Consider the following 18,758-nt stretch of genomic DNA (forward strand, 5'->3'; position numbering starts at 1 on the left):
GACCACCCAGCCCTTCGAGCTGCGTCCGCCGGCGCTGGCCGCCGCCGCACCGGCCGCGTGCCCGCCGTGGCCGGTACCGACCCGGGTCGCGCCCTGCACCAGCCCCTGGGCCGGCGGGGCGGCGTGCGGGGTGGGGGAGAGCGCCGCCGACCAGGCCGCGCCGTCCCAGTAGCGGAACATGCCGGGCTGACCGCCCGGATCGGGGTACCAACCAGCCGCAGGATTCGCCACGGCGCGAGTCTACGAGCAGGCGGGCCACCTCCCCGACGTCCGGCGGGCAGCAGACGGCCCCGGCACCTCGCGGGTGCCGGGGCCGGTGCGGGAGGTCAGCCGAAGCGGCCGGTGATGTAGTCCTCGGTCGCCTTCTCGGTCGGGTTGGAGAAGATCTTGTCGGTGTAGTCGAACTCGATCAGCCGGCCGGGCTTGCCGGTGCCGGCGATGTTGAAGAACGCGGTCTTGTCCGACACCCGGGAGGCCTGCTGCATGTTGTGGGTGACGATGACGATGGTGAAGTGCTCCTTGAGCTCACCGATGAGGTCCTCCACGGCCAGGGTGGAGATCGGGTCCAGGGCCGAGCAGGGCTCGTCCATGAGGATGACCTCGGGCTGCACCGCGATGGTGCGGGCGATGCACAGCCGCTGCTGCTGACCACCCGACAGACCTGACCCGGGCTTGTCCAGGCGGTCCTTGACCTCGTTCCACAGGTTGGCGCCCTTGAGGGAGCGCTCGACGATCTCGTCGGCCTGCTTGCGACCCATCCGGATGCCGTTGAGCCTGAACCCGGCGAGCACGTTGTCGCGGATCGTCATGGTGGGGAACGGGTTGGGGCGCTGGAAGACCATCCCGACCTTGGAGCGCACCCGCACCGGGTCGACCGCCGAGCCGTAGATGTTCTCCTGGTCCAGCAGCAGCTGGCCCTTCACCGTCGCCCCGGGCAGCACCTCGTGCATCCGGTTCATGGTGCGCAGGAAGGTGGTCTTGCCGCAGCCGGACGGGCCGATGAAGGCGACCACGGTGCGCGGCTCGATCTTGACGTTGACGCCCTCGACCGCGAGGAAGTCGCCGTAGTAGACGTTGAGGTCGATCGCTTCGATGCTCTTGGACATGGTTCCTTCGATTCTCCGTGTGGGCGTGCGGATCAGCGTCCGGTCTTCTTGGGGGCGAACGCCCTGGCGATCATCCGGGATGCCAGGTTGAGCACCATGACGATGACGATCAGCACCAGGGCCGCACCCCAGGCCCGCTCCAGCGACGGGCCGGGAGCGGCCGGAGCGGTCGGGTTCTGCAGCTGGCGGTAGATGAACACCGGCAGGGTCATCATCCAGTCGCTGAAGAGGTTGGCGTTCAGTCGGGTGGCCACACCGGCGGTGACCAGGATAGGCGCCGTCTCGCCGATCACGCGGGCGATGGCCAGCGTGACACCGGAGGCGATGCCGGAGATGGCGGTCGGGATGACGACCTTGAGGATCGTCAGCGACTTCCGCACCCCGAGGGCGTAGGAGGCCTCCCGCAGCTCGTTGGGCACCACCCGCAGCATCTCGGTGGTCGAGCGCACCACCACCGGGATCATCAGCACCGACAGGGCGCAGGCGGCGGTGAAGCCCATCAGGTTGTCCTGCGGGCCGACGAGGGTGAGCAGCAGCGCCGCGCCGAACAGACCGGCCACGATCGAGGGGATGCCGGTCATCACGTCGACGAAGAAGACGATGGCGCGGGAGAGCCAGCCGTCACGGCCGTACTCGACCAGGTAGATCGAGGTGAGCAGCCCGATCGGCACCGAGATGACGGTGGCGGCCAGGGTGACCAGCAGCGAGCCGACGACGGCGTGCAGGATGCCGCCCTTGATGTCGGTGCCGGCCTCCACCGCCTGCTGGTCGGTGAGCGAGGTGGCGTACTGCATGGTGTTGGTGAAGAAGCCGGGGTCGACCACGCCGGGGAGGCCCTGGGTGAGGACCTCCACCACGATCGACACCAGCGGCAGCAGCGCGAGTGCGAAGGCCGAGTAGACCAGGACGGTCCAGAGCCGGTCGACGCCGGCCTGGTGGCCCTCGACGGCCCGGGTGGCGACGAACATGCTGGGCACGAACAGCAGCCAGGCGATGACGATCCAGCCGGGCAGGTTGAACCCGATCAGCAGCATCACCAGAGCGGACACGACGAGCGCGCCGCCGCCGACGGCCAGCGGGGTCCACCGCGGCAGCTGGCCGGCGGTGAGGGAGCTCTTGGAGGGGACGATCTCGTCGACGGAGGTGGTGGTCATCAGTTGGCTCCCGAGAATTCCTTGTAGCGCGAGACGATGGCCCGGGCCAGCATGTTGACGACCAGGGTGATGACGAAGAGCACCAGACCGGCGGCGATCAGCTCGCTCTGACGCAGCCCGAACGCCTCGGGGAAGTTCAGCGCGATCTCGGCCGGGATGGTGGAGTTGCCGGCGTTGAGCAGGTTGGCGGTCAGCGGGCCCTGCGAGAGCACCAGCGTGACCGCCATCGTCTCCCCGAGCGCGCGGCCCAGGCCGAGCATGATGGCGGAGATGACGCCGGCGCGGGCGAACGGGAACACCGCCGCCTTGATCATCTCCCAGCGGGTGGCGCCGAGGGCCAGCGCGGCCTCCTCGTGCAGCTTCGGGGTCTGCAGGAACAGCTCGCGGCTCAGCGAGGTGACGATCGGCAGGATCATCACCGCCAGCACCAGGCTCGCCGTCAGCAGCGTGCGTCCGGCCGCGGAGTAGGTGGGCCCGAAGATCGGGATGAAGGAGGCGTTCTCGGCCAGCCAGGCGTACATCGGCACCAGCAGCGGACCGAAGAAGGTGGCGCCCCACAGGCCGTAGACCACCGACGGGATGGCGGCCAGCAGGTCGATCATGTAGCCCAGCGGCTGCGAGAGCCGCTTGGGAGCGTAGTGGGAGATGAACAGCGCGATCCCGATCGCCACCGGGGTGGCCACCACGATGGCGATGCCGGAGGCGATCAGCGTGCCCACCACCAGGGGCCAGACGTAGCCCCAGAAGGAGGTCTCCCGTCCCAGCTCCTCGGGCGAGGCCAGGATCGCCGGCACGGCGTCGCGCAGGAGGAACGCCGCGACCCCGGCGAGGACGACGAGGATGAGGATGCCGGCGCCCAGGCAGATGCCCGCGAAGACCTTGTCCCCCATCCGGCCCGCGGCGTTGTCGCGGGACCGCGGCGCGGGCGGCTGCGTCTCGACTTGGGTTTCGGTTGACTGCGCCACCATGCTCCCTCGGGTCTGGGTGCTCACCACGCGCTCCTTCACATCATGCACGGTTCGCGCGGCGCCCCGCTGGAGCGGGGCGCCGCGACGAAGGGGTGGGGGTCGCCGGCGCCGCAGCGGCACCAGCGACCCCCGGGACCGTCACTGGACGGTGATCGCCTCGATGGCGGCGGTGGCCTCCTCGGTGAGGGCGGGCGACAGCGGGGCGCTGCCGGCGGCCTCGGCCGACGCGGCCTGGCCGTCCTCCGACACCACGTAGGTGCCGAACGCCTTGACCTGGTCGGCGGTCTCCTGGTCGGCGTAGGCCGAGCAGTAGATGTGGTACGACACCAGCACGATCGGGTAGGTGCCGGCCTCGGTGCTGGTGCGGTCCAGCTCCACGGCCATGTCGTTCGGGGCGCCCCCGCCGACCTTCTCGCTGGCCTCGACGGCGGCCGCAGCGGCCTCGGCCGAGTAGGGGACGTACTCCTCGCCGACCTGGACGGCGACCGAACCGAGGTCACCGATGGCCGAGGCGTCGGCGTAGGTGATCGCACCCTCGGTCTGGGTGACCAGGTTGACCACGCCGGAGGTGCCCTGGGCGTTCTCGGCGGCGATGTCGGCCGGCCAGTCCTCGACCACGTCGTAGGTCCAGGCCTCGGGGGCGGCGGCGGTCAGGTAGTCGGTGAAGTTCTCGGTCGTGCCGGAGGAGTCGGCCCGGTGCACCACGGTGATGCCGGTGCTGGGCAGCTCGACGCCCTCGTTCTGCTCGGCGATGGCCGGGTCGTTCCAGGTGGTGATCTCACCGGTGAAGACGCGCGCGATGGTGTCGGCGTCCATGTTCACGGGCTCGGTCAGCGACGGCAGATTGTAGGCCACGGCGACCGGGGAGATGTAGGCCGGGACGTGGAAGGCGCCGTCGGGGCCGCAGATCTGCTGGGACTGGGTGTACTCCTCGGAGTCCATCGCGGCGTCGGAGCCGGCGAAGGTGTACTGGCCGGCGAGGAAGCCCTCACGACCGGAGCCGGAGCCGACCGGGTTGTACTGGACCTGCAGCTCGGGCTGCACCGTGGTGACGCCCTGGGTCCAGGACGTCATCGCGGCCTCCTGGGACGAGGCGCCGCCACCGGTCAGGGTGCCGGAGACCTGGGCCGGGGCGGACGCGCTGCCGCCGGCGCTCTCCCCACCCTCGGGGGCCGGGGCGGGCTCCGGGGCGTCGGAGCTGCACGCGGCGAGGCCGATGGTCGCAGAGGTGAGCAGGGCGATCAGGGCGCCTGCGCGTGAAGTCTTCACGAAATGCCTTCCATTGCTGGGCTACAGAGCTCAGGACAGGGAGCCATCTCCCGGGTCCGGAGGTGACGCTAGGAGCGGCGCGTGACTGGTTGCGTCATCGAACATGAACACCAGATGAACGACTGTCGGGATCCGCGCACCATGTCGTGACCACCCCGTGATGTGGCCCCCCCGGGCGCCCCGGCGAACGGGGCGTGGAGCCGCTCAGCTGGACGGTCGGTGGTGCTCGCGGGCGACCGCCTCACCGGCGGCGTCGACGTGCAGCACGAGCAGCTCGGCGGTGCGCAGCTCGGTGTCGGGCACGCCGAGGGCCGCCAGCATGTGCGGGATCACCGGCCGGTGCCCGCACAGCAGCAGGTTCTCCCCGGCCGCGGCGGTCCGCTGCACGACCTCCTCGACCACCCGCTGGACCGACTCGGCGCGCTCCGCACCCTCCTCCTCGCTCAGCCGGCTGGACCGCTCGAACGGCACCCCGCGCGCGGTGACGTAGGGCAGCACCGTGCTGACGCAGCGGGTGGAGGAGGAGCTGAGCACCCGCTGCAGGCCGAAGGCGCCCAGCAGACCCATCAGGTCGACCGCCTGCTGGCGTCCGCGGTCGGTGAGCGGGCGGAGCGCGTCGGCCAGCGACCAGTCCGAGCGCGCCATCGCCTTGGCATGGCGCACCAGCGCCACCACCCGGGTCGGCGGCAGCGCGAGCGCCTGCTCGACCAGCGCCACGTCGGCGGCGTGGGTGAGCCGGCGACGGGCTTCCTCCAGCGGCCACCAGGCGATCTGGTCGACCTCCTCGTCGGGCAGGCGCTCCTGCTGGGCCACCGCGGTGGCGCGCCACCAGTGCACCTCCTTGGTGCCGGCCGCCACCGGGTAGACCTGACGGTCGAGCGGGCAGTCGAGCACGACCTGCAGCCCGGTCTCCTCGAACAGCTCGCGCACCGCCGTCTCCGGCAGCGTCTCGACCCCGCCGGAGGGGCCGGCGTCGGCGTCCTGCTTGCCCTTGGGCAGCGACCAGTCGGCGTAGCGGGGCCGGTGCACCACGGCCACCTCCGGGCTCGCGGCGGTGCGTCGCAGCACCACCGCGCCCGCGGCGAGGACCCGGCGGTCCGCCGGTTCGGCGTCTCGCCTCGCGGTCACGGGTGCCGTCCCGCGTCGGCCGCTCTCACTTGGCGCGGCGCTTGCTCTTCGCACCGATCAGGTGCTGCTGCATGTCGACCAGCGGCGAGCCGTCGGCGGCGGTGGTGTGGGCCGTCCAGAGCCCGTCGGCGTCCAGGTGCCAGGCGACGGTGTCCTCGGCGAAGGCCTGGGCGAAGAGCGCCTCGATCTCGGCGACGTGGGCCTTGTTGGAGATCGAGGTGAGCACCTCGACCCGCCGGTCGAGGTTGCGGTGCATCAGGTCGGCCGAGCCGATCCCCACCACCGGACGCCCGCCACCGGTGAAGGCGAACAGCCGGCTGTGCTCGAGGAAGCGGCCGAGGATGCTGCGCACCCGGACGTTGTCGCTCAGCCCCGGCACCTGCGGGCGGAGGGTGCAGATGCCGCGCACCCACAGGTCGACCGGGACGCCCTGCTGGGAGGCGACGTAGAGGGCGTCCAGGACGTCCTCGTCGACCGCGGAGTTGACCTTGATCCGGATGCCGGCGGGCCGGCCGGCGCGGTGGTGGTCGATCTCGCCCCGGATCAGGTCGATCAGCCCGGTGCGGATGCCGTGCGGGGCGACCAGCAGCCGGCGGTAGCGGGTCTCCTGGGTCATCCCGGACAGGTGGTTGAACAGCCGGGCCACGTCCTCGGTGACCACCGGGTTGGACGTCAGCAGACCCATGTCCTCGTACAGCCGGGCGGTCTTGGGGTTGTAGTTGCCGGTGCCGATGTGGGCGTAACGGCGCAGCCCGTCCGGCTCCTCGCGGACCACCATCGACAGCTTGCAGTGCGTCTTCAGCCCCATCACGCCGTAGACGACGTGGACGCCGGCCTCCTCCAGGGTGCGCGCCCAGCGGATGTTGGCCTGCTCGTCGAAGCGGGCCTTGATCTCCACCAGCGCCAGCACCTGCTTACCGGCCTGGGCGGCCTCGACCAGGGCGTCGATGATCGGGGAGTCCCCGCTGGTGCGGTACAGCGTCTGCTTGATCGCCAGCACGTGCGGGTCGGCGGCGGCCTGCTCGACGAACCGCTGGACGCTGGTGGCGAAGGAGTCGTAGGGGTGGTGCAGGAGCACGTCGCGCTGCTTGAGGGCGGCGAACATGTCGGCGGGGCGCGCGGTCTCCACCTCGGCCAGGTGCGGGTGGGTGGAGGGCAGGAAGGCCGGGTACTTGAGGTCCTCGCGGTCGATGTCGGCCAGCGTGAACAGCCCGCGCAGGTCGAGCGGGGCCGGCACGGTGAAGATCTCGCGCTCGGAGATGTCGAGCTCGGAGGCGAGCAGCTCGAGGATCGCGGGGTCGGTGTCCTCCTGCACCTCCAGCCGCACCGGCGGGCGTCCGACCTTGCGGCGCAGCAGCTCCTTCTCCAGCGCGAACAGCAGGTTCTCCGCGTCGTCCTCCTCGACCTCGAGGTCCTCGTTGCGGGTGACCCGGAAGGTGGTCCACTCCAGCACCTGCATGCCGCCGAAGATCTGGTCGAGGTGGCGCGCGATGACGTCCTCGATGGCCACGAACCGGGTGCCGCCGAGGTCGAGGAAGCGCGGCAGGATCGTCGGCACCTTGACCCGGGCGAACTGCCTCGCGCCGGTGTGCGGGTTCTTCAGCAGCACCGCGAGGTTGACGCTGAGGCCCGAGATGTAGGGGAAGGGGTGGCTGGGGTCGACCGCGAGCGGGGTGAGCACGGGGAAGATCCGCTCGGCGAAGAGCCGGCGCATGGCGGCCTTCTCCGGATCGGTGAGGTCGCTCCAGGGCAGGATCTGGATGCCCTCGGCCGCCATCGCCGGGCGCACCTCGTCCTGGAAGATCCGGGCCTGCTCGGCGACCAGCTCGGCGGTGCGGGTGAGGATCGCGTCGTGCAGCTCGCGCGGCAGCAGCCCGCTCCGCCCGGCGACCGCGACACCGGCGGCGATCCGGCGCTTCAGCCCGGCCACCCGCACCATGTAGTACTCGTCGAGGTTGGAGCTGAAGATCGCCAGGAACCGGGCGCGTTCCAGCAGCGGGATCCGCTGCTCGTCGTCGGCGAGCTCCAGCACCCGCTGGTTGAACGCCAGCCAGGACAGCTCCCGGTCGGCGAACCGGTCCGCCGGCAGCGCGGCCAGGGCCGCGGCGAACTCCTCGTCGTCCATCCCGCCCGGCTCGACCGGCGGTTCGGGGAGGAGGGTGTCGGAGACCGTGGCCGGACGGTCCGGCGCGGCGTCGTCCCGGGTGGGTGCGGGCGCCTGCGGGCCCGGGGCCTGGGGAGCGGCCGGCTGGGGGGCCGGGTCGGTGCCGGGGGTGGCGGGCGGAGCAGGTGCGGCCTGGTCGGTGCTCATGGACGTCTCCTGGTCTGCGGGGTGACCGGCGACGTACAGGACGTCGCGGTGCACGGTGACAAAACTAGCCGAGTGGTACATCCGGACGACCCGCTGCTGGTCGGCCTCGACGTAGAGCACGACCCGGGTGCAGCCCTGCTCGGCGAGGTGGCGCAGGCCGGTGGTGAGCAGGGCCCGGCCGAGCCCGCTCCCGGCAGCATCGGGGTCGACGCCGATGACGTAGACCTCGCCCAGCTCGCCCTCGGCCTTCATCCAGTGGTAGCCGACGAGCTGGCCGTCCCGCTCGGCGACGAGGAAGTCCTGCGGGCGGAACCACGGCTCGGCCATCCGGGCGGCGAGGTCGTCGGCGGTGATCCGGCCCTGCTCGGGGTGGTGGGCGAAGGCGCGGGCGTTGACGGCCAGCCAGCCGGCCTCGTCCTCCCCGGGGCGGAAGCTGCGCAGGGTGACGCCGGCGGGCACCTCCGGCTCGTCGGTGACGGGGGAGGTGAGCAGGTCGCGGCCCATCATCAGCAGCTCCCGGGACGACTCCAGACCCTCCCGCAGCGCCAGCTCGGCCGCCGCGGGCAGCCGTCCGAACGCCCAGAAGCCGAGCGTGCCGCCGTTGCCGCGGCTGGTGTGGGCGTCGCGGACGGCCGACAGCAGCCGGGTGCCGCCGCCGCGCCGGCGGTGCTCGGGGTGCACGCAGAGCTGGGCGGTGCTCGGGTGCTCGCCGTCGGTGGCCGGGTCGATCCACTCCGCCTGCGCGTAGCCGAGCACCTGCCCGTGGTCGTCGCGGAGCAGCCAGTGCTGCAGGCCGTCCCCGCTGCGCCGGCCCAGCGCCAGCACCGCCGCCTCGTTGAGCGGGGACGTCCGGTCGGCCACCTGGCAGCTGTGCCGCAGGGCCTGCACCGCGGAGCGGGCGGAGTCGTCGAGGGCGGGGACGGGCTGGACGTGCATGGGGCCACCGTAGGGGGTCCGGGCGACACCCTGCGTGACCCCACGGCGGACGCCCGGTCGGGCCGCTGCCACCCCCGGCACACACCTTCGTGCAGCCGCACCCACACTGCAGCACGTGTGCCGTCCGAGGAACGTGTGTGCGGCCACCCACGGAGGGGAGCGGCACACACCTTCGTGCCAGCGCACCCACGCTGCAGCATGGGTGCCGTCTGGCGAAGGGGTGTGCCGTGCTCCCCTCCGTGGGCGGCCGTCGGGCCGGGGTGGTCGCGCAGTTATGCACAGATCTCGCTGCGGAAGGGACCATCGGCTGCCGCCATGACCTGAGATGGCTGCATGAGCGACGTGCGGCTCACCCGCGACCTGGTGCGGAGTGGCTGGTCCCATGACGAGCTGAGGCGCGCCACCCGCGGCGGCCCGGCCCGCCGCGTGCGCCGGGGCGCCTACGTCCTGGGTGCGGAGGGCGACGACCTGCCGGACGTCGAGACGCGCCACCGCGAGCTGCTGGACGCGACCATGCGGCTGAAGCCGTCCGGCCCGGTGATCAGCCACCACTCGGCGGCCCTGCTGCACGAGATCCCGCTCTACCGGGCGGACCTCACGAAGGTGGCGTTGACGCGGGCCCGACGCAGCGGTGGTCGCATCGCCGGACCGGTGCACCTCCGGACGGCGGGACTCCCCGAGCACCACCTGACGATGCTCGGCGGCCGGCAGGTGACCAGCCCCGCGCGCACCGTGGTGGACCTGGCCCGCGTCGGCAGCCTCTACCAGGCGGTGGCCGCGGGCGACCACGCGCTTCACCACGAGCTGGCAACTGCAGCGGAGCTGGCCGAGGTCCTGGAAGTGTGCCGGACGTGGCCGGGCATCGGCAGGGCGCGTCGGGCGGTGACCGAGATGGACGGTCGCAGCGAGAGCGTCGGAGAGTCGATCAGCCGACTGGTGCTGGCAGCCCTGGGGGTCCCGGCCCAGGAGCTGCAGCTCGAGATCGTCGACGTCAACGGCGAGGTCCGCCGTGTCGACTTCGCCTGGCCCGCGCACCGCGTGGTCGGTGAGTTCGACGGCAAGGTCAAGTACGGCCGTCTGCTCGAGCCAGGTCAGAGCCCCGGGGACGCGGTGTTCGCGGAGAAGCTGCGCGAGGACGCCATCCGTCCCCTGCGGTGGAAGGTGGTCCGGTGGACCTGGAGCGAGCTCTTCGACCAGCGGAGCCTGCGGCGCCGGCTCGAGCTCGCCTTCGCGCCGGAGTGAGCGCCCGGGCAGGCGGCTTCACACACCTTCGCGGGACGGCACCCATGCTGCAACCTGTGTGCGGTGGCGCGAAGGTGTGTGCCGGGTTACTGTGACGGCAGCGGCACACACGTTCGCCGGCCCGCACACCAGCTGCAGCATGGGTGGCGCCTGGCGAAGGTGTGTGAAGCTGCTCGGGCGGGGGCGAGGTCTGGGGTCAGGGCTTGACGACGAAGCGGTAGCCGACGTTGCGCACGGTGCCGATGATCGACTCGTGCTCGGGGCCGAGCTTGGCCCGCAGCCGTCGGATGTGGACGTCCACGGTGCGGGTGCCGCCGTAGTAGTCGTAGCCCCACACGTCGGAGAGCAGCTGCTCACGGCTGAACACCCGGCCCGGGTGCTGCACCAGGTACTTCAGCAGCTCGAACTCGGTGTAGGTGAGGTCGAGCTGGCGGCCGTTGAGCCGGGCGGAGTAGCCGGCCTCGTCGATCACCACCCCGCCGGAGGAGATGACGTCGCGCTCGCCCTGGACCGGGGTGGTGGCCAGCCGGAGCCGGGCCTCGATCTCGGCCGGACCGGCGGTGTCCAGGACCAGGTCGTCGAAACCCCAGTCGCTGGACATCGCGGTCAACCCGCCCTCGGTCACCACGACCAGCAGTGGCAGGTCCTTGCCGGTGGTCTGGATCACCCGGCACAGGGCCCGGCAGGCGGCGAGGTCGGTGCGGGCGTCCAGCAGCAGCGCGTCCACCCGCGGCCCCTCGAGCAGGGAGGACGCCTCGGCGGGCACCACCTGCACCTTGTGGTTCAGCAGCGACAGCGAGGGGAGGACGTCCTCGGCGGCGGTGGCGCGCTTGCTCAGCAGCAGCAGTGTCGCCATGCCTGCCTCTCGGTGTGTCCGTGCCCCCAGTGGTCCGTCCCCCATCGCCTGGCCGCTTGAGGGCAGGGAGAGACTAACAGCCATGCACCGTGTCACCCTGCGCTACTGGGCCGGGGCCCGTGCCGCCGCCGGCGTGGAGACCGAGCAGGTGGAGGCGTCCTCGCTGGCCGACGCGCTGGCGGCCGCCAAGGCCGCCCGCGCCGACGACCCGGGGTTCGCCCGCGTGGTCGACGTGTGCAGCCTGCTGTCCTCCGGCCGGGCGGTGCACCGCTCCCGGCTGGACGCTCCCCTCGAGGCCGACACCGAGGTGGAGCTGCTGCCGCCCTTCGCCGGCGGCTGAACCGCACGCACGCCGCGAGGGAGGGGCGAGATGGGCTACGTCGAGCTGAACGGGCACCCCAGCTGGGTCACCAGCACGGGGGCGGGTGAGCTGGTGCTGCTGCTGCACGGCGGCTTCGGCGACGGCGAGGAGTTCGGGGGCAACCTGGCGGCCCTGGCCGACCGCTTCCGGGTGGTGATGGCCGACCGCCGCGGCCACGGCCGGACCGCCGACCACGACGGACCGCTCAGCCAGCACGCGATGGCCGACGACACCGTGGCCCTGCTCGAGCAGCTGGACGCCGGTCCGGCCCGGCTGGTCGGGTTCAGCGACGGCGCGGTGGTCGCGCTGCTGACCGCGCTGCGGCGTCCCGACCTGGTCGAGCGGCTGGTCCTGCTCAGCGGCGTCTTCGAGGCCGGCGGCTGGCTGGTCACCCCGACCCACGAGGACGCCGAGGACGTCCCGGAGGTGCTGGTCGAGCGCTACGCCGAGGTCTCTCCGGACGGGCGGGACCACTTCGTGGTCATCGCGCACAAGCTGGCCGACATGGCCGAGGAGGACCTCGCCATCACCTCCGAGCACCTCGCCGGGCTCGACCGGCGGGTGCTCGTGGTCGCGGCCGACGACGACATCGTCCACCCCGAGCACACGCTCGCGCTGTACCGGGCGCTGCCGCGGGCCGAGCTGGCGGTCGTGCCGGGGACGTCCCACGGTCTGCTGCACGACAAGCCCGAGCTGGTCACCCGGCTGGTGCGGGAGTTCCTCGAGCAGGACGCCCGTCCCACCCTGATCCCGATCCGGCGCGCCGCGGGCTGACCCGCACCGCCCGGGTCAGCCGGTGGTGGTGGCGAAGGTGGTGCCGAGGGTGGCGGCCGAGCTGCCGCCGACCCACAGGTCGAAGGTCGAGGCGTCCAGCACGTGCTCGCGGACGGCGGCGTTCCAGTAGCGCCGCTCCGCACGCCCGACCTCGAAGCGCACCGTCCGCGACTCCCCGGCCGCCAGGTGCACCCGCTGGAACCCCTTGAGCTCGCGGACCGGCCGGGCGGCGGTGCCGGAGCGCTGGTGCAGGTAGAGCTGGACGACCTCGTCGGCGTCGTGCTCGCCGACGTTGGTCACGGTGACCGAGGCGGTGAGGGTGTCGTCCACCCCGACGGCGTCCCGGTCGAGGGTGAGGTCGCTGTACTCGAACCGGCCGTAGGACAGCCCGAACCCGAAGGGGAACAGCGGGGTGCTCTCCTCGTCCCAGTAGCGGCGGCCCTGGTTCTGGGGCTCGTGGGAGGTGGTGTGGGCGTAGGTGATCGGCACCTGCCCGACCGTGCGCGGCCAGGTGAACGGCAGCCGGCCGGCCGGGCTGACGTCGCCGAGCAGCAGGTTCGCCACCGCGGTGCCGCCGGCCGTGCCGGGGTACCAGACGTCGAGGATGGCGGGGACGTGCTCGACCGCCCAGCGCAGGTCGAGCGGACGTCCGTTGAGCAGGACCAGCACCACCGGCGTCCCGGTCGCCACCACCGCCTCCAGCAGCTGCTGCTGGCGGCCGGGCAGCTCCAGCGACGACCGCGAGGCCGCCTCCCCGATCATCTGCTGCCACTCCCCGAGCACCAGCACGGCCAGGTCGCTGTCGCGGGCCAGCTCGACCGCCCGCCGCAGCTCGGCCTCGTCGTCGAAGTCGGTGGGGTCGGGCGGCGTGTTGCCGGGGAACATGTCGAACATCGAGGGGAACAGCCGCTGGGCCGGCCGGACGCCCGGGGCGTGGCGGACGTCCGCGCCGGTCAGCCGGGTCCGCAGGCCGTCCAGCACGGTGACGGTCTCATCGAGGTCGAAGTCGAACACCCAGGGCCCGAGGGTGTCGCGGCGGGAGTCGGCCAGCGGGCCGAGCACCGCGACCGAGCCGAGCCGGTCGGCGTCCAGGGGGAGCAGGCCGCCCTCGTTGCGCAGCAGCACCGCCGAGCGCTCGGCCGCCACGCGCGCCACCTCCCGGTGCTCGGGGTCGGTGAGCACCTGCGCGGCCCGCTGCTCGTCGACGTAGGGGTCGTCCAGCAGACCGAGCCGGAGCTTGGCGGTGAGCACCCGCCGCACGCAGGCGTCCAGGGCGGCCTCCTCGACCGCCCCGGCCTCGACCGCCGCGGGCAGCGAGGCGTAGGCCGGGTCGGTGATGGCCATCTCCAGGTCGAGCCCCACCTCGACCGCACGCACGGCGGCGTCGGTGGCGTCGGTGGCGAAGCCGTGGGTGGTGAGGTTGCGCACCGCGTTGGCGTCGCTGACCAGGAACCCCTCGAAACCCCAGTGCCCGCGCAGCACCTCGGTGAGCAGCCAGCGGTTGGCGGTGGCCGGGATGCCGTTGAGCGGCATGTAGGCCGTCATGACGTTGCCCGCGCCGGCCTCGACCGCGGCCCGGAACGGCGGCAGGTAGACGTTCCACAGCTGGGCGTCGGAGAGGTCGACCTCGTCGTAGTCGCGCCCGCCGAGGGCCGCGCCGTAGCCGGCGAAGTGCTTCGGCCCGGCGATGATCCGCTCCGGGGTGCCCAGCCCGCCGCCCTGGAAGCCGCGCACCTGCGCGGCCGCGACGGCCGCCCCGAGGTAGGGGTCCTCGCCGGCGCCCTCGACGATCCGGCCCCAGCGGGGGTCGCGGGCGATGTCGACCATCGGCGCGAAGGTCCAGTGGATGCCGACCGCCCGCGCCTCGCGGGCTGCGACCGCCTGCCCGCGCTCGATGGTGCCGGGGTCCCAGGTGGCGGCGAGCGCGATCGGCACCGGCAGCACCGTCCGCAGGCCGTGGATGACGTCGAAGCCGAAGAGCACCGGCAGCCCGTGCCGGCTGCCCTCGACCGCGAGCCGCTGCAGCCGGTTGGTCTCGGCGGGGTCGGTGACGAACAGCAGCGAGCCCGCGCCACCGCGTCCGAGGGCCTCCTCGACCTCGCCGGCCCGCTGCGGCCCGCCGTCGCCGACCGAGGGGCCGAAGGAGAAGTACTGGGTCAGCTGGCCGGCCTTCTCCGCCGGCGTCATCGCCGCCAGCAGCTCCTCCACCCGGGTGTCGACGGAGGTGTTCGGGACGTCGCTCACGAGAGATCCTTCCGGTCGGGGTCTCATTGTGCGCACACCGACCCGGACGGCTCGGCGGGCCCCGGGGGTCGGGCCGGCTCAGCCCTCCGGCGGTGCGGCGGTGCTGCCTCGCACCACGAGGTCGGTCGCGAGGTCGACGCGGCGCAGCCGTCCGCCGTGGGAGGTGCCGGTGTCGACCAGCATCCGGGTGGCGGTGGCAGCCATCTCGTGCAGCGGCTGGTTGACGGTGGTCAGCGGCGGGTCCACCCAGGCCGAGAGCGGCAGGTTGTCGTAGCCGACCAGCGAGAGGTCCTCCGGCACCCGCAGCCCGAGCTCGCGGGCGGCGCGGAGCACACCGAGGGCCTGCATGTCGGAGCCGGCGAAGATGGCGGTGGGCCGGTCGGGACGCTCCAGCAGCTCCCGGCCCTGCCGGTAGCCGCCCTCGACGACGAAGTTGCCGTGACGGACCAGTGCCGGGTCGACACCCAGCCGCAGCTCCTCGTGCGCACTGCGGAAGCCGTCGATCCGCGCCCGGGAGCACAGCACGTCCTCCGGTCCGCTGACCACGGCCACCCGGCGGTGCCCGAGGCCGAGCAGGTGGCGGGTCGCCGACAGCCCGCCATGCCAGTTGTTGGACCCCACCGTCGCGACGTCGGCCGGCGTCTCGCCGTCGGTGTCGACGACGACGAAGGGGATGGAACGGCTCTCCAGCTGGTGGCGCTGCACCGGGTCGAGCCGTGACATCACCAGGATGACGCCGACCGGGCGGCGGGCCAGCACCCGGTCCAGCCAGTCCTGCTCGGGATGGTGGCTGCCGCCCAGTGTGGAGAGGACCACGCCCACCCCGGCCTCGGCTGCTGCGCGCTCCACCCCCTGGATGATCTCCAGCGCCCAGACCGAGCCCAGCTCGTGGATCACCAGGTCGACCAGCGGCGGCGCCCCGGTGGGGGTGACGGCCCGGCGGCGCTTGTAGCCGTGGCGCCGCAGCGCCTCCTCGACACGTTCCCGGGTGGCGGCGGACACGTCGGGACGCCCGTTCAGCACCTTCGACACGGTGGGGACGGAGACACCCAGCTCGTCGGCGATGAACGCGATGGTGGGACGCGCACTGCGGGAGGGGGTCGTGGTCACCGGGGCACCTCTCTGTCGCCGTTGCGCAAGTATCGAGACGTTAGCACCTCGACCCGGCACCTGGGGGTGCAGCGCGCTCTCGAACCCGCCTGCTGGCGCCCCGCTGATCACGTCCACGTACGGACCCGCACTCCTCGTTCCGTATACCGACACGCGGCTCGAAAGTTGCGGGAAGCCGCGACGGACAAGGAGTCGGATGGTGCACCCCGGTGCTCGACGGCAGCCGCGCCCCGCGCCGGGGTGCACCGACGAGGGCGTCGCCGAGCACCCGTACCGGGTCGCCACCCACCGGCACCGCCGACGTCCGGCCCCGACGCCGTCGAGGTGGCTGCGCACGCCTCTCGTACGCACCGGCCCACCGGGTGCCGATCACCGCCGGGCAGCCGCTGCACCCGGTGCCCACCGACGTGGTGGTGCTCCGCGAGACAGCTGGAGCCCCGCCGCCGTCAGAGACCCCCGGGCCCGTCGTGGGCGGGCGGCGTCAGTCGGCGTCCAGCACCAGGGTGACCGGGCCGTCGTTGACCAGCCGGACCTCCATCTGCGCGCCGAACACACCGGTCTCGACGTGCGCCCCGAGGGCGCGCAGCGCGGCCACGAAGGCCTCGAACAGCGGCTCGCTGACCGGTCCGGGGGCGGCGGCGCTCCAGGAGGGACGTCGGCCCTTGCGGGTGTCGGCGTAGAGGGTGAACTGGCTGACCACCAGCAGTGGAGCACCCTCCTGCTCGCAGGAGCGCTCCTCGGGCAGGATGCGCAGCCGCCAGATCTTGTCCGCCAGCCGGGCGGCGACCTCGGCGGTGTCGGTGTGGGTGACGCCGAGCAGCACCAGCAGGCCGGGGCCGCCGATCGCGCCGACCACCTCCCCGGCCACCGTCACGTCGGCCGAGGCCACCCGCTGCAGCACCGCTCGCACAACGCGCAGGCTACCGGCGCCGCCGTCCTGGCAAGGTCTTGTGCAACGACGTAATGTTCATTACATGATGACGAACGAGCAGGAAGCACGGGTGCGGGGCTGGTTCGCCGGCCGCCTGCCCGAGGCGTGGCGCGGAGCCACCATCACGGTGGACCGCGAGGAGATCACCGTCGAGGTGCCGCTGCCCGACGTGGAGCTGGCCGACGCCAGCGAGGTCGAGCGGGACGAGGCCCGGGCGGGCCGGATCAGCGCGTGGCGGGAGGAGACCCGCGAGCAGCGGATCGAGATCGCCCGCGAGGCCGAGCACCGCTACGAGCGCAAGGTGGCCTGGGCGGTGCGGATGGGGGAGCGCACCGAGCGGTTCACCCACCTGGCGGTCCCGGTGATGACCCGGCTGCGCCAGCCGCAGCGGCTGGTGCTCGACACCCTGGTCGAGGCCGGCGTGGCCCGCTCGCGGTCGGAGGCACTGGCCTGGTGCGTCCGGCTGGTCGCCCAGCACCAGGACGAGTGGCTGAGCGAGCTGCGCTCGGCGATGACCGCGGTGGCCGACGTGCGGGACCGCGGCCCGGCGGCCTGACCGTGGGCGGCAGACTGCCGGCGTGCACCGCAGCCTGACCGTCGCGCTCACCGTCCGCGCGCTCGAGCCCGAGGACCTGCCCGACCTGCACTGGTCGGGCGGGTCCGCCCACCTGCGGGCACTCGCGGAGGCGTGGCAGCGCACGCTCGAGGGTGAGGTCGGGCTGCTCTGCCTGCAGGCCTCCAACGGCCGGCTGGTGGCGGTCGGTGCGGTCGACCTCGTCAAGGAGCCGGACACCGGCGAGCTCTGGATGCTCTCGGTGCACGAGGCCTGGCAGTCCCTCGGCGTGGGCACGCTGCTGGTCGAGGCGCTCGAGGACGTCGCCCGCCGCGCCGGACGGACGGCCGTCCAGCTCACCGTCGAGGACGACAACCCGCGGGCCCGGGCGCTCTACGAGCGACTCGGCTACACCGCGGTGGGACGCCGGGCGGAGTCCTGGCCGCTCGACGACGGCAGCACCTACCGCACGATGACCACGGTGCTGCGCCGCCCGCTGTGACGCCGGGGCGACTCCGGTGACTTGACCTTGACACCGTGACAAGGTCTTCCCTGGGAGCAGGAGGTGGTCGAGATGACCCAGCAGGAGGAGGGCCGCGCCGCGCGGGTACGGGCGGCGCTGGAGCTGCCGGACGCCACGGCGCGGCTGCAGGCGGCGATGGCCGCGGGGACGCGTCCGGAGCCCGCGGACGTGGAGGTGCTGGTCGAGCGGTCCGCGGTCGAGCCGGACTTCTTCGTCCGCGACATGCTCACCTGGGCGCTGACGCGGCACCCGGCGGAGGCCACCGTCGACCGGCTCCTGGTCGAGCTCGGCTCGGTGTTCCCGCAGGCCCGCAGCCAGGCCCTGCACACGCTGTCCAAGATCGGTGACCGTCGGGCCTACCCCGCGATCACCCTCGACCTGCTGCACGACACCGAGGACGAGGTGGCGCGGACGGCCTGGCGGGCCGCGGCTGCGCTGGTGCCGGAGGGGCAGGAGGCGGCGCTGGCCGAGGTGCTCATCAGCCAGCTCGGCCGCGGTGACCGGCTGGTGCACCGCAGCCTGAGCCGCGCGCTGGCCGCTCTCGGCGAGGCGTCCGCGCCCGTTCTGGAGCGGGCCGCCGCCGACCCCGATCCCGACGTCCGCGCGCACGCGCTGGCCACCCAGCAGCTGGTCCGCGACCCCGACGTCGACTTCGACGACGCGGTCGCCGAGGCCCAGCGGGTGGTCGCGCTGCGCGGGGCTCCGCTGCAGGACGACTGAGGCCGGTGCTGATCGGGGAGGTGGCCGAGCGCTCCGGGATCAGCGCCCGGATGCTGCGCCACTACGACCGGATCGGGCTCGTCTCACCGAGCGGGCGCTCCAGCGCGGGCTACCGCCGCTACGCCGAGGACGATGTCCGCCGGCTCTTCCAGGTCGAGGCGCTGCGGGCGCTCGGGCTGACCCTGGACGAGGTCGGGGAGGTGCTGGCCGACCTGTCCTTCGACCCCGCCGCGGTGGTCGACCAGCTGCTCGCCCGCACCCGTGAGCGGCTGGCCCGCGAGCAGGAGCTGCTGCGTCGGCTCGAGCGGGTCCGCAGCAGCGACCCGACCGCCTGGTCCGACGTGCTGCGCACCATCGCGCTGCTCCGCGGGCTGGACGCCGCCAGCCCGTCGGCGCGGCAGCGCTCGGTGCTGTCGCTGGCCGGGGACGACCGCCACGGCGACGTCCTCGTCGAGGCGGCCCTGGCCGAGGACGACCCGGTCGTCGCCGGCGCCCTGCACTGGGCGCTGGGGCAGGCCGGGGAGAGCGTGGTGCCGGCGCTCGCCGAGGCGCTCGGCTCGCCCGAGACCGCC

18 protein-coding genes and 1 pseudogene are annotated in these 18,758 nt (G+C 73.0%); 7 read left to right on the forward strand and 12 right to left on the reverse strand.

Annotated elements, in window-relative coordinates; genetic code table 11:
- From DVA66_RS04915 to mshD, 8 genes and pseudogenes are all read right to left on the reverse strand, one after another.
- A partial coding sequence (locus DVA66_RS04915; protein ID WP_157973840.1) for a DUF2510 domain-containing protein occupies window positions 1-231 on the reverse strand: 231 nt, incomplete at its 3' end.
- A gap of 95 nt (window positions 232-326) precedes the next feature.
- The gene (pstB, locus tag DVA66_RS04920) at window positions 327-1,106 is read right to left on the reverse strand and encodes a phosphate ABC transporter ATP-binding protein PstB (RefSeq protein WP_114559052.1); all 780 of its coding nucleotides are present in this window, start codon (window positions 1,104-1,106) and stop codon (window positions 327-329) included.
- Between the two features lie 32 nt (window positions 1,107-1,138).
- Window positions 1,139-2,260 (reverse strand): phosphate ABC transporter permease PstA, encoded by a 1,122-nt coding sequence (pstA, locus tag DVA66_RS04925; protein WP_114559053.1) that lies wholly within the window; start codon window positions 2,258-2,260, stop codon window positions 1,139-1,141.
- Entirely contained in the window at window positions 2,260-3,252 is a 993-nt protein-coding gene (gene pstC / locus DVA66_RS04930; RefSeq protein WP_232821763.1) for a phosphate ABC transporter permease subunit PstC, read from the reverse strand. The genes pstA and pstC overlap by 1 nt, the downstream gene beginning before the upstream one ends.
- A 114-nt stretch (window positions 3,253-3,366) precedes the next feature.
- The gene (locus DVA66_RS04935) at window positions 3,367-4,497 is read right to left on the reverse strand and encodes a phosphate ABC transporter substrate-binding protein PstS (RefSeq protein WP_114559055.1); all 1,131 of its coding nucleotides are present in this window, start codon (window positions 4,495-4,497) and stop codon (window positions 3,367-3,369) included.
- A 204-nt stretch (window positions 4,498-4,701) separates the two neighbouring features.
- Window positions 4,702-5,625: an NUDIX hydrolase gene (locus tag DVA66_RS04940; RefSeq protein WP_198671491.1), complete on the reverse strand. Its 924-nt coding sequence runs from the start codon at window positions 5,623-5,625 to the stop codon at window positions 4,702-4,704.
- Between the two features lie 25 nt (window positions 5,626-5,650).
- On the reverse strand, window positions 5,651-7,750 hold the full coding sequence (locus DVA66_RS04945) for an RNA degradosome polyphosphate kinase (protein WP_232821765.1): 2,100 nt from the start codon (window positions 7,748-7,750) through the stop codon (window positions 5,651-5,653).
- 231 nt (window positions 7,751-7,981) lie between these two features.
- Window positions 7,982-9,256 (reverse strand): annotated as a pseudogene (gene mshD, locus DVA66_RS21535) (mycothiol synthase); the annotation flags it as partial.
- Between mshD and DVA66_RS04950 the strand changes: the two are divergent.
- Complete coding sequence (locus tag DVA66_RS04950; RefSeq protein WP_157973842.1) at window positions 9,206-10,114, forward strand: hypothetical protein; 909 nt, start codon at window positions 9,206-9,208, stop codon at window positions 10,112-10,114. The pseudogene mshD and the gene DVA66_RS04950 sit on opposite strands and share 51 nt — an antisense overlap.
- Before the next feature lie 196 nt (window positions 10,115-10,310).
- Here the strand turns inward: DVA66_RS04950 and DVA66_RS04955 are convergent, their stop codons facing one another.
- Window positions 10,311-10,970 (reverse strand): winged helix-turn-helix transcriptional regulator, encoded by a 660-nt coding sequence (locus DVA66_RS04955; protein ID WP_114559059.1) that lies wholly within the window; start codon window positions 10,968-10,970, stop codon window positions 10,311-10,313.
- An 82-nt stretch (window positions 10,971-11,052) separates the two neighbouring features.
- Here DVA66_RS04955 and DVA66_RS04960 point away from each other — a divergent pair, with 82 nt between their 5' ends.
- Window positions 11,053-11,310: a MoaD/ThiS family protein gene (locus tag DVA66_RS04960; protein WP_198671493.1), complete on the forward strand. Its 258-nt coding sequence runs from the start codon at window positions 11,053-11,055 to the stop codon at window positions 11,308-11,310.
- A gap of 30 nt (window positions 11,311-11,340) precedes the next feature.
- Window positions 11,341-12,105 carry an alpha/beta fold hydrolase gene (locus DVA66_RS04965; protein WP_114559060.1) on the forward strand — a complete coding sequence of 255 codons (765 nt, stop codon included), beginning with the start codon at window positions 11,341-11,343 and terminating at the stop codon, window positions 12,103-12,105.
- A 15-nt stretch (window positions 12,106-12,120) separates the two neighbouring features.
- On the opposite strand, the gene DVA66_RS04970 is transcribed toward DVA66_RS04965, so the two are convergent.
- The 3 genes from DVA66_RS04970 to dtd form a co-directional block, all read right to left on the reverse strand.
- Entirely contained in the window at window positions 12,121-14,349 is a 2,229-nt protein-coding gene (locus DVA66_RS04970; protein ID WP_232821764.1) for a glycoside hydrolase family 3 N-terminal domain-containing protein, read from the reverse strand.
- A 78-nt stretch (window positions 14,350-14,427) separates the two neighbouring features.
- Complete coding sequence (locus DVA66_RS04975) at window positions 14,428-15,459, reverse strand: LacI family DNA-binding transcriptional regulator (RefSeq protein ID WP_114559062.1); 1,032 nt, start codon at window positions 15,457-15,459, stop codon at window positions 14,428-14,430.
- A 481-nt stretch (window positions 15,460-15,940) separates the two neighbouring features.
- Window positions 15,941-16,369 carry a D-aminoacyl-tRNA deacylase gene (gene dtd, locus DVA66_RS04980; protein WP_114559063.1) on the reverse strand — a complete coding sequence of 143 codons (429 nt, stop codon included), beginning with the start codon at window positions 16,367-16,369 and terminating at the stop codon, window positions 15,941-15,943.
- 64 nt (window positions 16,370-16,433) lie between these two features.
- Here dtd and DVA66_RS04985 point away from each other — a divergent pair, with 64 nt between their 5' ends.
- The 4 genes from DVA66_RS04985 to DVA66_RS05000 form a co-directional block, all read left to right on the forward strand.
- Window positions 16,434-16,946 carry a hypothetical protein gene (locus tag DVA66_RS04985; RefSeq protein ID WP_198671494.1) on the forward strand — a complete coding sequence of 171 codons (513 nt, stop codon included), beginning with the start codon at window positions 16,434-16,436 and terminating at the stop codon, window positions 16,944-16,946.
- Between the two features lie 22 nt (window positions 16,947-16,968).
- A complete protein-coding gene (locus tag DVA66_RS04990; protein WP_114559064.1) occupies window positions 16,969-17,445 on the forward strand; it encodes a GNAT family N-acetyltransferase in 477 nt (158 codons plus the stop codon).
- A gap of 72 nt (window positions 17,446-17,517) precedes the next feature.
- Window positions 17,518-18,186, forward strand: coding sequence for a HEAT repeat domain-containing protein (locus DVA66_RS04995; RefSeq protein ID WP_157973843.1), 669 nt, complete (start codon window positions 17,518-17,520; stop codon window positions 18,184-18,186).
- A 5-nt stretch (window positions 18,187-18,191) separates the two neighbouring features.
- Window positions 18,192-18,758, forward strand: a 567-nt coding sequence (locus tag DVA66_RS05000) for a MerR family transcriptional regulator (RefSeq protein ID WP_114559066.1), incomplete at its 3' end; no start/stop codon positions are given.

The sequence above is a fragment of the Desertihabitans aurantiacus genome (assembly GCF_003344635.1).
Lineage (GTDB): Bacteria > Actinomycetota > Actinomycetes > Propionibacteriales > Propionibacteriaceae > Desertihabitans > Desertihabitans aurantiacus.

What these genes read in the sequence shown, in the direction of transcription:
- DVA66_RS04950 (WP_157973842.1), top strand. Translation starts at nt 9,206, where the DNA reads ATGAGCGACGTGCGGCTCACCCGCGACCTGGTGCGGAGTGGCTGGTCC.
- DVA66_RS04965 (WP_114559060.1), top strand. Translation starts at nt 11,341, where the DNA reads ATGGGCTACGTCGAGCTGAACGGGCACCCCAGCTGGGTCACCAGCACG.
- DVA66_RS04945 (WP_232821765.1), bottom strand. Translation starts at nt 7,750, where the DNA reads ATGGACGACGAGGAGTTCGCCGCGGCCCTGGCCGCGCTGCCGGCGGAC.
- pstA (WP_114559053.1), bottom strand. Translation starts at nt 2,260, where the DNA reads ATGACCACCACCTCCGTCGACGAGATCGTCCCCTCCAAGAGCTCCCTC.
- DVA66_RS04985 (WP_198671494.1), top strand. Translation starts at nt 16,434, where the DNA reads ATGATGACGAACGAGCAGGAAGCACGGGTGCGGGGCTGGTTCGCCGGC.
- pstB (WP_114559052.1), bottom strand. Translation starts at nt 1,106, where the DNA reads ATGTCCAAGAGCATCGAAGCGATCGACCTCAACGTCTACTACGGCGAC.
- DVA66_RS04960 (WP_198671493.1), top strand. Translation starts at nt 11,053, where the DNA reads ATGCACCGTGTCACCCTGCGCTACTGGGCCGGGGCCCGTGCCGCCGCC.
- DVA66_RS04955 (WP_114559059.1), bottom strand. Translation starts at nt 10,970, where the DNA reads ATGGCGACACTGCTGCTGCTGAGCAAGCGCGCCACCGCCGCCGAGGAC.
- DVA66_RS04995 (WP_157973843.1), top strand. Translation starts at nt 17,518, where the DNA reads ATGACCCAGCAGGAGGAGGGCCGCGCCGCGCGGGTACGGGCGGCGCTG.